Annotated in this window: 8 protein-coding genes; all 8 read right to left on the reverse strand. The window is 69.7% G+C overall.

The annotated features are described in order from the left end of the window. Positions 1 to 1,632: an ABC transporter substrate-binding protein gene (locus SNE206_RS13595; protein WP_407913568.1), complete on the reverse strand. Its 1,632-nt coding sequence runs from the start codon at positions 1,630 to 1,632 to the stop codon at positions 1 to 3. Between the two features lie 167 nt (positions 1,633 to 1,799). Beyond that, on the reverse strand, positions 1,800 to 2,816 hold the full coding sequence (locus tag SNE206_RS13600) for an ABC transporter ATP-binding protein (RefSeq protein WP_407913569.1): 1,017 nt from the start codon (positions 2,814 to 2,816) through the stop codon (positions 1,800 to 1,802). Then, a complete protein-coding gene (locus SNE206_RS13605; protein WP_407913570.1) occupies positions 2,809 to 3,864 on the reverse strand; it encodes an ABC transporter ATP-binding protein in 1,056 nt (351 codons plus the stop codon). The genes SNE206_RS13600 and SNE206_RS13605 overlap by 8 nt, the downstream gene beginning before the upstream one ends. 14 nt (positions 3,865 to 3,878) lie before the next feature. Then, on the reverse strand, positions 3,879 to 4,820 hold the full coding sequence (locus SNE206_RS13610; protein ID WP_407913571.1) for an ABC transporter permease: 942 nt from the start codon (positions 4,818 to 4,820) through the stop codon (positions 3,879 to 3,881). Continuing rightward, complete coding sequence (locus tag SNE206_RS13615; RefSeq protein WP_407913572.1) at positions 4,813 to 5,739, reverse strand: ABC transporter permease; 927 nt, start codon at positions 5,737 to 5,739, stop codon at positions 4,813 to 4,815. Before SNE206_RS13615 ends, SNE206_RS13610 begins: the two co-directional genes overlap by 8 nt. Positions 5,740 to 5,878: 139 nt before the next feature. Continuing rightward, the gene (locus SNE206_RS13620; RefSeq protein ID WP_407913573.1) at positions 5,879 to 7,513 is read right to left on the reverse strand and encodes an ABC transporter substrate-binding protein; all 1,635 of its coding nucleotides are present in this window, start codon (positions 7,511 to 7,513) and stop codon (positions 5,879 to 5,881) included. A 412-nt stretch (positions 7,514 to 7,925) separates the two neighbouring features. Further along, the gene (typA, locus tag SNE206_RS13625) at positions 7,926 to 9,827 is read right to left on the reverse strand and encodes a translational GTPase TypA (protein WP_407913574.1); all 1,902 of its coding nucleotides are present in this window, start codon (positions 9,825 to 9,827) and stop codon (positions 7,926 to 7,928) included. 309 nt (positions 9,828 to 10,136) lie between these two features. Beyond that, complete coding sequence (locus SNE206_RS13630) at positions 10,137 to 11,885, reverse strand: ABC transporter family substrate-binding protein (RefSeq protein ID WP_407913575.1); 1,749 nt, start codon at positions 11,883 to 11,885, stop codon at positions 10,137 to 10,139. Between the last annotated feature and the right edge of the window lie 40 nt (positions 11,886 to 11,925).

The raw sequence follows: 11,925 nt of genomic DNA on the forward strand, positions 1-11,925 counted from the left end.
TCAGCTCTTGACCTCGACCCCGGTCCAGTTGGGGTTGCCGAACGAGTCGAACACCACGTTCTGCACGTTGGTGGAGAAGCCCGAGTTGGTGCGGTAGTACCAGAGCGGGATCGCCGGCATGTCCTGCGCCAGCACGGCCTCGGCCTTCTGGTAGCCGGTCGCGGTGGCGTCGATGCTGTCGGCCTGGTCCGCCTCGGTGGCGAGCTTGTCGAACTCCGGGCTGGAGTAGCCGAAGTCGTTCGAGGCCGCGCCCGTGCGGTAGACGTCCGCGAGGAAGTTGGCGTTCAGCGGGTAGTCCTGCACCCAGCCGGTGCGGAAGGCGCCGTTGATGGTGTGCCCGGTGATCGCCGCGCGGGCGGTCTTGAAGTCGGTCTTCGGGTCGCCGACGCAGTTGACGCCGGTCGCCTGGCGGATCGAGTTGCAGACCGCGTCGACCCACTCCTTGTGGCCGCCGTCCGCGTTGTACGTGATCTTCAGGCTGTTCCCGGGGACGCCGCCGCCCTCCTGGATGAGCTGCTTCGCCTTGGCCGGGTCGTAGGTGCAGAAGTCGCCGCAGGTGCCGGCCTTGTAGCCCTGGACGCCATCGGCGGTCCACGCGGAGGCGGGGGCGCGGGAGCCCTGGAGCACGGTCTTGGTGATGGTGTCGCGGTCGATCGCCATCGACAGGCCCTGGCGGACCTTCGCCGTGTTCGCGCCGGCCCACTCGGGCTGGTAGAGGGTGAAGCCGATGTTCTGGATCGCGCCCTGCGGGGAGTCGATCGCCCGGTCGCCGAGGTCCGTCTTGTAGGTGGCCAGCGCCGACGGCGGCACCTGGTCCATCACGTCGAGGTTGCCGGACTGCAGGTCCGCGTAGGCGGCCTCGGCGGTGGTGTACATCTTGAAGACGACGCCGCCGTTCTTCGGCTTGTCGACGCCCTGGTAGTTGGCGAAGGCCTTGGTGACCACCTGGGAGTTGTGGTCCCAGCTCACGAACTGGTACGGGCCGTTGCCGATCGGCTTCTGGCCGTAGCCCGCCGGGTCCTTGAAGAAGCCCTCGGGCAGCGGGGAGAAGGCGACGTAGCCGAGCTTGAACGTGAAGTACGAGACCTTGTTGTACAGCTTGATCGTGAAGTGGGTGTCGTCGGTGACGGTCAGGCCCGACATCGTCGTCTTGGTCGGGCTGCCGCTCTCCGGGTGGACGTCCTTGTAACCCTCGATGTCGCCGAACCAGGAGCTGTTGATCTGGTTGTTCCCGGTGCTGGCCGCCCAGTTCCACGCGTCGACGAAGCTCTTCGAGGTGACCGGCGACCCGTCGTGGAAGGTCCAGCCCGTCTTGAGGGTCACGGTGAAGGTCTGCGCGTCGGAGGTGTCGATCTTCTCGGCGGCCTGGTTGCGGAGCTCGCCGTTCTCGGGGTTGTAGTCGACCAGACCCTTGAAGAGGTTCTGCACGATCCGGCCGCCGCCGGTCTCGTTGGCGTTGGCCGGCTGCAGCGGGTTCTGCGGCTCGCTGCTCTGGTAGCTGAAGGTCTTGCCCGAGTCGGAGGCGCCGGTGCCTCCCCCGCTGTCACCGCTGCTGCCGCATCCGCTGGCCACGAGGGCCACGGATGTCGCACCGATCAGGGCCCAGCGCTTTCTGGTGGCTCTGGCGGACATGGGGCTTCCTCCTCAGGACGTGTGTCGCATCACACCCCATGAGAAACAAGGTCACGCGGCGGCGCGCGCGGGGTACCGCCGGATGGGTGCACGGAGAGTGATCCTGCCCGCGGACGCCGCAGGGCCCGGACCCCGTTGCCGGTGTCCGGGCCCTGCGGAAGTGCCGGTCAGACCGCCGCGGCCTCGCGGACGGCGGCAAAGTGGCAGGCCGACTCGTGCCGGGCCGGGCCGTCCGGGAGGGACGGCACCGCGAGCAGCGGCACCTCGGTCGAGCAGCGCTCCTCCGCCTTCCAGCAGCGGGTGCGGAAGCGGCAGCCGGAGGGCGGGTTCGCCGGCGAGGGGATGTCGCCGGAGAGGATGATCCGCTCGCGGTTCTCCCGGCCGGTCGGGTCGGGCACGGGCACGGCGGAGAGCAGCGCCTGGGTGTACGGGTGGGTGGCGTGCTCGTAGATCTCCTCGTCCGAGCCGATCTCGACCATGGTGCCGAGGTACATCACGCCGACGCGGTCGGAGATGTGCCGGACGATCGAGAGGTCGTGCGCGATGAACATGTAGGAGAGCTCGAAGTCCTGCTGCAGCTGCTCCAGCAGGTTGATGACCTGTGCCTGGACGGAGACGTCGAGGGCGGAGACCGGCTCGTCGCAGATGATGATCTCGGGCTTGAGCGCGAGGCCGCGGGCGATGCCGATGCGCTGGCGCTGGCCGCCGGAGAACTGGTGCGGGTACCGGTTGATGTACTCCGGGTTCAGCCCGACGACGTCCAGCAGGTCCTGGACGGCCTTGCGCCGGTCGCCCTTGGGGGCGACCTCGGGGTGGATCTCGTACGGCTCGCCGATGATGTCGCCGACCGTCATCCGCGGGTTGAGCGAGGTGTACGGGTCCTGGAACACCATCTGGATGTTGCGGCGCACGGCCTTCAGGGCGGCGCCGGACAGCTTGGAGATGTCCTCGCCCTTGTAGAGCACCTGGCCGGCGGTGGCCCGCTCCAGGTTCATCAGCACCTTGGCGAGCGTCGACTTGCCGCAGCCGGACTCGCCGACGATGCCGAGCGTCTCGCCCTTGTGGAGGGAGAAGGAGATGCCGTCGACGGCCTTGACCGCGCCGACCTGCTTCTTGAAGAGGACGCCCTGGCTGAGCGGGTAGTGCTTGACCAGGTTCCGGACCTCCAGGATCGGCTCAGCCATGGAGGGTCTCCTTCCAGAGGTGGCAGGCGCTGCGGCGGCCGGCGAGCTCGGCACCGTCGCGGTCGAGCACCTGGTGCAGCACCGGGGTCTCGGTGCGGCAGAGGTCGGTGGCCGCCTCGCAGCGCGGGTTGAACGCGCAGCCGGCCGGCACCCGGTAGAGGTTCGGCGGCAGGCCCTTGATCGCGTAGAGCTCCTCGCCCTTCTGGTCCAGCCGGGGGATCGACCGGAGCAGGCCCTTGGTGTACGGGTGCGCGGGGTCGGCGTACAGCTCGTGGACGGGGGCGGTCTCGACGATCCGGCCCGCGTACATGACGGCGATCTTGTCGGCGACGTCCGCGACCACGCCCAGGTCGTGGGTGATGAGGATCAGGCCCATGTGGTACTCGGCCTGGAGCTCCGCGAGCAGGTCCATCACCTGCGCCTGGACGGTGACGTCCAGGGCGGTGGTCGGCTCGTCCGCGATGATCAGGTCGGGCTGGAGGGCGAGCGCCATCGCGATCATGATGCGCTGGCGCATGCCGCCGGAGAACTGGTGCGGATAGTCGCCGACCCGCTGGGCGGCGGCCGGGATGCGCACCCGGTCCATCAGCTCGATCGCCTTGGCCTTCGCCTCCTTGCGGGAGGCGCCCTCGTGCACGCGGAACATCTCGCCGAGCTGGTAGCCGACGCTCAGCACCGGGTTGAGCGAGGACAGCGCGTCCTGGAAGATCATCGCGATCTTGCGGCCGCGGACCTTCCGGCGCTCCTCGTCGGACATGGTGAGCATGTCGCGGCCGCGGTACAGGATCTCACCGGCGGTGACGCGGCCGGGCGGCATGTCGAGGATGCCCATGATGGTCTGGGCGGTCACGGACTTGCCGGAGCCGGACTCGCCGAGCACGGCCAGCGTCTCACCGGCGGCCACCGAGTAGTTGACCCCGTTGACGGCCTTGGCGACGCCGTCACGGGTCTTGAACTCGACGTGCAGGTCACGGACTTCGAGCAGCGGCGTGCCGGGCACGAGGCGGCCTGCGGGCGCCGTGGCGGTCTTCTCGATCGCAGTGGTCATGGTGTCTCCGCCTCTCAGCGCAGCTTCGGGTCGAGGGCGTCGCGCACCGCGTCACCGAGCATGATGAACGCCAGCACGGTGAGGCTCAGCATGCCCGCGGGGAAGAACAGCACGAACGGGGCGGTGCGGATGACCTTCTGGGCCGAGTTGATGTCGATGCCCCAGGAGATCGTCGGGTCCTGCAGGCCGATGCCGAGGAAGCTCAGCGTGGCCTCGGTGGCGATGTAGCCGCCGAGCGCGATCGTGGCGACCACGATCACCGGGGCGATCGCGTTCGGCAGGATGTGCTTGAAGAGGATCCGCACGGTGCCCGCGCCGAGCGCCTTCGCGGCGGTGACGAAGTCGGCCTGCTTGACGGTGATCACCGAACCGCGCATCACGCGGGTCATCTGCGTCCAGCCGAGGGCGACCAGGGCGAAGACCACGCTCCAGATCGAGCGCGAGGTGAAGGCGTTGAGGATGACCAGCGCGCCGAGCAGCAGCGGGATGCCGAAGAAGATGTCGGTGACCCGGGAGACCACGGTGTCGACCCAGCCGCCGAAGTAGCCGGCGATCATGCCGGTCAGGCCGCCGAGGATCGTCACGCCCGCGGTGACGCAGATGCCGACCACGACCGAGGCGCGGGCGCCGTACAGCACCCGGGCGTAGATCGAGCGGCCCTGGCCGTCGTAGCCGAACCAGTCGGCCTGGAAGAGGTGGCCGTAGTTCGGCGGCGTCAGGTAGTGGTTGCGCAGGTCGCCGGCGCGCGGGTCCACCGAGGTGAACAGGCCGGGCGCGATCGCGATCACGACCAGCAGCACGATCAGCAGCGCGGAGAGCAGGAAGATCGGGCGGCGGCGCAGGTCGTGCCAGGCGTCGAGGCCGAGGCTGCGGGCCTTCTCCGGCTTGGGCTCGGCACTCTGCCCGGTGCGCTGCGCGGGGATCTCCGCGTTCTTCTTCTCGATCAGGTCAGGCATACCGGATCCTCGGGTCCAGGACCGCGTAGAGCAGGTCGACGATCAGGCTGGCGGCGAGGTAGACGAGCACCAGCACGACGACGAAGCCGGAGACGGTGGCGCCTTCCTTCAGGTTGATCGCGTGGTAGAGCGCGTTGCCGACGCCCTTGACGTTGAAGATGCCCTCGGTGACGATCGCGCCGCCCATCAGGGCGCCGAGGTCGGTGCCGAGGAAGGTCACCACGGGGATCAGCGAGTTGCGCAGCAGGTGGGTGCCGATGACCCGGCGCCGGGGCAGGCCCTTGGCGACGGCGGTGCGCATGTAGTCGGACTTGACGTTCTCGACGATCGAGGTGCGGGTGAGCCGCGCCACGTACGCGAGCGACAGGGAGCCCAGGACGAAGGCCGGCAGCAGGAGCTGACCGAGGTTCATCGAGTCCTGGACGGTGGGGGTCACCCAGCCGAGGTTCGTCGCGAAGACGTTCTGGAAGACGAAGCCGAGCACGGGCACCGGGATCGAGATCAGCAGCAGGGTGAGCACGAGGGTGCCCTTGTCCAGTGCCCTGCCGCGGCGCAGGCCGGACACGAGGCCGATGCCGACGCCCAGCACGACCTCGATGGCGAAGGCCATCAGGGCGAGCCGGACGGTCACGGGGAGCGCGTCGGAGATCACGTCGATCACCCTGCGGTGGTCCATCGTGGTGCCGAAGTCGCCGGTGAGCAGGTTGCCCAGGTAGTCCAGGTACTGCTGGACCAGCGGCTTGTCCATGCCCATCTCGTGCTTGAACGCGGCGAGCTGGGCAGGGTCCGGAGCCTTGTCGCCCCACATCGCCGCGACCGGGTCGCCCGGCAGGACGTGCACCATGAGGAAGATCAGGGTGATCGTCCCGAGGAAGACCGGGATCATTTGGAGCAGTCGCCTCGCGACAAAGCGCCCCATCGTGCCTCCATCCAATGCTCTGACGGGCTGTCGTCCCGATGTCAGAGGTTCTCGGCGTGACGACGGCCGGTGCCTGCCCGCCCTCGTGGGGCGGGGACGGGCACCGGCCGTGTCGGTCCGGGCCGTGAAGTGGCGCGGATTACTTCTGCTTGACCTCGACCTGGGTGAAGACCGGGTCGCCGAACGAGTCGAACTTCACGTTCTGGACGTTGTTCGAGTAGCCCGAGTTGGTCTTGTAGTACCAGAGCGGGACGGCCGGCATGTCCTTGGCGAGCTGGGCCTCGGCCTGCTGGTACAGGTCGGCGGTCTTCTCGACCGTGGTGGCCTTGTCGGCCTCGGCGGCGAGCTTGTCGAACTCGGGGCTGGAGTAGCCGGCGTCGTTGGCCGCGGCACCGGTGCCGTAGACGTCGCGCAGGTAGTTGGCGTTCAGCGGGTAGTCCTGCACCCAGCCGGTGCGCATCATCGACTGGACCTTCTTGTTCTTGATGAGGTCCCGCGAGGTCTTGAAGTCCGGCTTGGCGTCGCCGAGGCACTCCACGCCGGTGGACTGGCGGATGGAGTTGCAGACCGCGTCCACCCACTCCTTGTGGCCGCCGTCGGAGTTGTAGACGATGGTGATCTTGTTGCCGGGGACGCCGCCGCCGGCCGCGATCAGCTGCTTCGCCTTGGCCGGGTCGAAGGTGCAGAACTCGCCGCAGGTGTCGTTCTTGTAGCCCATCGCGCCGGGGGCGACCCAGCTGTTGGCGGGCTGGCGGGAGCCGTTGAGCACCGTCTTGGTGATGGTGTCGCGGTCGATCGCCATCGACAGGCCCTGGCGGACCTTGGCCTTGTCGACGCCGCTCCAGTCACCCTGGTACAGGGCGAAGGAGATGGCCTGGATCGCGCCCTGGGCCTGGTCCACGGCGCGGTCGCCGAGGTCCGTCTTGTAGGAGGCGAGGTCGGTCGGGTCGACCTGGTCGAGAACGTCCAGGGTGTCCGAGGTGAGGTCCTTGTAGGCCGCCTCGGGCTGGGAGTAGTTCTTGAAGACGATGCCGCCGTTCTTCGCCTTGTCGACGCCGGCGTACTTGTCGTAGGCGGCGACGGTGATCGCCTTGTTGTGCTCCCACGACACGAACTTGTAGGGGCCGTTGCCGATCGGCGACTGGCCGTACTTCGCCGGGTCGGTGTAGAAGGCCTTCGGCAGCGGCGAGAAGGCCGTGTAGCCGAGCTTGTACTCGAAGTACGAGACCGGGCCGGTCAGTTCGATCGTGAAGTGGGTGTCGTCGACGACCTTGAGGCCGGACATCGTGGTCGCGGTCGGGTCGCCGGTCTCCGGGTGCACGGCCGCGTAGCCGGCGATGTCGGAGAACCAGTCCGAGTTGATCTGGCCGCTCTTCACGTTGGCGGACCAGTTCCAGGCGTCCACGAAGGAGGCCGCGGTGACCGGGGTGCCGTCGTGGAACGTCCAGCCGGACTTCAGCGTGACGGTGTAGTGCTGCGCGTCGGTGGTCTCGATCTTGTCGGCCACCTGGTTGCGGAGGTCGCCGGTCGCGGGGTCGTAGTCCACGAGGCCCTTGAACAGCTGCTTGATGATGCGGCCGCCCTGGTTCTCCATGGCGTTGGCCGGCTGGAGCGGGTTCTGCGGCTCGGCGCTCTGGTAGCTGAACGTGCCCTGGGCGTTGACCGCGCCGTCGGACGAACCGCCGGCAGAGCTTCCGCCGCTGCCGCAGGCAGTTGCGGCGAGGGCGACCGCGACGGCTGCGACGACCCACTTGGCCTGGCTGGCACCGCGCATGGGTGTGCCTCCTGAATCCGTGTTGCAACGTGGAGAACACCGCGGGGAGGTGGCCGGCATCGGTGCCGTGACCAGGCGGTGCTTCCTCGCCCGAGGTTCGGCGCGCACCCCTGCGCGTGACCCGTGACCCGAGCTCGACTTGTCCCACTATCGGTCACTCAGAGATGCGGAACGGACCATTACGGATCTCAATTTGGTCACATGCAGGACGAATTAGTTTCATACATCGGACATTCAGGACATACGCAACCGGGGTGAAACGGACAGTTTCCATGCATGACGGTGGGTCACGTCCGACTATCGAACATCGGCCGGGCCCTTGCGCTACGCGCGTCGACAGCGAAGCGTCACAAAGAAGCCGGCCGGCCCCACCCCGCAGGGTGGGACCGGCCGGCCCGGGGACGGTCTCCCGTCAGCCCTTCTTGGCGCGCGAGGCCGTACGGCCGCGGTCCTTGGCGTCCAGGACGACCTTGCGGATGCGCACGGTCTCCGGGGTCACCTCGATGCACTCGTCCTCGCGGCAGAACTCCAGCGACTGCTCCAGCGAGAGCTTGCGCGGCGGCACGATGGACTCGGCCACGTCCGCGTTGGAGGAGCGCATGTTGGTGAGCTTCTTCTCCTTGGTGATGTTCACGTCCATGTCGTCGGCACGCGAGTTCTCACCGACGATCATGCCCTCGTAGACCTCGGTGCCCGGGTCGCAGAACAGCACGCCGCGCTCCTGGAGGTTGGTCATCGCGAAGGCGGTGACGACACCGGAGCGGTCGGCGACCAGCGAACCGTTGTTGCGGGTGGTCAGGACGCCGAACCACGGCTCGTAGCCCTCGTGGATCGAGTGCGCGATGCCGGTGCCGCGGGTGCTGGTGAGGAACTCCGTGCGGAAGCCGATGAGGCCGCGCGACGGCACGACGAACTCCATGCGGACCCAGCCGGAGCCGTGGTTGGACATGTTGTCCATCCGGCCCTTGCGGATGCCCATGAGCTGCGTGACCGGGCCCATGTGCTCCTCGGGCACGTCGATGGTCAGGCGCTCGACCGGCTCGTGGGTCTTGCCGTTGACCTCGCGGGTGACGACCTGCGGCTTGCCGACGGTGAGCTCGAAGCCCTCCCGGCGCATGGTCTCGATGAGGATGGCCAGCGCCAGCTCGCCACGGCCCTGCACCTCCCACGCGTCGGGGCGCTCGGTGTCCAGCACGCGGAGCGAGACGTTGCCGATGAGCTCGCGCTCCAGGCGGTCCTTCACCTGGCGGGCGGTGACCTTGCGGTCCTTGACCGTGGCCTTCGCGTCCGCGCCCTTGCCGCCGCCGCCCTTGCCGACCATCGGCGAGGTGTTGGTGCCGATCGTCATCGAGATGGCCGGCTCGTCGACGGTGATCAGCGGGAGCGCGATCGGGTTCTCGGTGTCGGCGAGGGTCTCGCCGATCATGATCTCCGGGATGCCGGCGACGGCGCAGATGTCGCCCGGGCCGGCCTTCTCTGCGGGCTTGCGGGTGAGCGCCTCGGTCATCAGCAGCTCGCTGATGCGGACGTTCTGGATCGTGCCGTCGCGCTTGATCCAGGCCACGGTCTGGCCCTTGCGCAGCTCGCCCTGCTCGACGCGGAGCAGCGCGATGCGGCCGAGGAAGTTGTCGGCGTCGAGGTTGGTGACGTGGGCCTGGAGCGGGGCCGCCTCGTCGTAGACCGGGGCCGGGACGTGGTCCAGGATCGTGGAGAAGAACGGCTCCAGGCTGTCGCTGTCCCCGGGGACGGTGCCGTTCTCCGGCTTGGTCAGCGAGGCGATGCCGTCACGGGCGCAGGCGTAGACGATCGGGAACTCGATCTGCTCCTCGTCCGCGTCCAGGTCGAGGAAGAGGTCGTACGTCTCGTTGACGACCTCGTCGATCCGGGAGTCCGGGCGGTCCGTCTTGTTGATGCAGAGGATGACGGGCAGCCGGGCCTGCAGCGCCTTGCGGAGCACGAAGCGGGTCTGGGGCAGCGGGCCCTCGGAGGCGTCGACGAGGAGGACGACCGCGTCCACCATCGACAGGCCTCGCTCGACCTCGCCACCGAAGTCGGCGTGGCCGGGGGTGTCGATGATGTTGATGTTGATCGGTACGCCCCCGTCCTTGGGGTGGTACTTCACGGAGGTGTTCTTCGCGAGAATGGTGATGCCCTTCTCGCGCTCCAGGTCGTTCGAGTCCATCATTCGGTCGTCGAGGTGCTGGTGGGCGGCGAAGGCGCCTGCCTGCTTCAGCATGGCGTCGACCAGCGTGGTCTTGCCGTGGTCGACGTGGGCGACGATGGCGACGTTACGGATGTCGTTGCGCGTGGGCATGCTGAGCGGAATCTCCCGGTTCGTGGGTTTCGGCGCCCGGCTGCGTGACGCCGACTTGGCGATCCATGTCGATCGCCGCCGCCCGTTCCGCCTGCTACTACCGGTCCACCCGCCGGGCACACCATGCCACGGCTCCTCCTATGGTACGGGGAACCGCCCTCTGAGGCCGAAACGGCGGGTGGCACCGCGTGCAAGATCACAGGAAGGGCCCCGCCGGAGGGGGTCGGCCCCGGTCGGACGGACCCCCGCGGAGCAGGTCCCGGAGGGCCTTCGGGAAGCCCCGGCGGGCCCCGGCCCGTCCCCTCCGGCTCACCCGGTCCGGAAGCCGACGTCCTGGTAGCGCGGGGTGGTGAAGCCGTACGCCCCGGCCCCGGCGACGCCCTCGCGGACGGCGACCAGCTCGGGGCGCCGGTAGAGCGGTACGACGTCGGCGAGCTGCCAGAGCCGGGCGTCGGCCTGCTGGAGGAGGCCGGTGCGGACGGCCGGGTCGAGCTCGGCGGAGGCCCGGTCGAGGAGCTGGTCGATCTCGGCGGTGCCGGTGCGGCCGTAGTTGCGGCCGGGGAGCGGCTGCCCGTCCGGGCCGGGCTGCGGCTTGGCGTACAGCGCCCGGGACTCGGCGGGGTAGCCGGTGGCGGGCCAGGAGAAGAGCGCGAGGTCGAAGTCGCCCTTGTCGAGGCGGTCGGTGACGAAGGTGTCCGCGGGCACGGGCGTCGAGGTCAGCGCGATGCCGACGGCGGCGAGGTCGGTGGTGAGGGCGTCGGCGGTGCGGCGGGCGGTGGTGGAGCCCTCCGGGATGACCAGGGTGAGGGCGAGCGGCTTGCCGTCCTTGGTGCGCCTGCCGTCGGCGGCCTTCCAGCCGGCCCGGTCGAGCAGGGTCGCGGCGTCGGTCGTGCCGAGGGCGGCGCTGTTGTCGCGGTAGCCGTCCTGCCCGGCCAGCAGGAGGTGGTTGCCGAGCGGTACGGCGCCGAGACCGAGCGGCACGAGGGCGGCCTCGGCGGTGCGGCGGCGGTCGGTGGCATGGGCGACGGCCTGCCGTACGCCCTGGTCGGCGAGCGGTCCGCGGGCGGCGTTCAGGGTCAGCTGGGTGAAGGCGGCGCCGGGGGCCCGGTGCAGGGTGAGCCCGGGGATGGTCTCGGCGCGGCGCAGGGCGTGCACGGAGGCCTCGACCATGGCGGCGGCGTCCGGCGGGGCGGCGTCGGCGGTGCCGCCGGGCACGGCCCGGTCGACGGAGGCGGTGACGGCCGCGATGTCGAGCTCGCCGCGGGCCAGGGCGTCGAGCCGCTCGGCCGCGGGGACGGCCACGAACTCGACCGCGTCGGCCTTGGCCTTCTCGCCCCACCAGCGGGGGTTGCGGACGAGCCGGGCGCTTCCGCCCTCGCGGTCGTAGGCGTCGAGGACGAAGGGGCCGGCGGAGGTCCGGAAGTCGCCGTCGAGCGGCTCGTCGAAGGCGTCCGCGGTGGCCGTCCGGGCGGCCGGGTAGAGCGGCGAGAAGAGCGCCCGCCAGTCGGCGTACGGGTGCTTCAGGACGACCTTGACCTCGCCGGGCCCGCTGCCCTGGGAGACGGAGGCGATGGCGTCGTAGCCGGCCGGCCGGTCGCTGTGGAAGGCCGGGTCGGCGCCGGAGAGCGCCTTCCACTGGGCGGTGAAGTCGGCGGCGGAGAGCGGGGAGCCGTCGCTCCACACGGCGGCCGGGTTGAGCCGGTAGGTGATGCTCTGCGGGTTCCGGCCGGACGGGGTGGACTCGGCCCCGGCGAGGTAGTCCGGGTCGGGGGCGGTGCGGCCCCGGTCGTCCATCCGGAAGAGGCTCGGCAGCAGTGCCCGGGCGATGAGTTCGGAGTCCGCCCCGGCGCCGGGCCGGTAGACGTTCAGGGTCTCCGGGATGTCGTCGACCGCCCAGCGCACGGTGCCGCCGTCGCGGGTCCGGGCGCGGTCCGCCGCGGTGACGTCGGACGCGGCCGGGCCCGCGGGGGAACCGTCCGTGCAGCCGGCGGCCGCGAGGGCCAGGCAGAGGACGGCGGCCGCGGCGGCGGTCCGGTCTGCGGCTCGGCTGGCGCGCATGCGCTCCTCCGTCAGGGGTGTCGGCCGGCCCGAGGGATCC

The sequence above is a fragment of the Kitasatospora sp. NE20-6 genome (assembly GCF_045862635.1).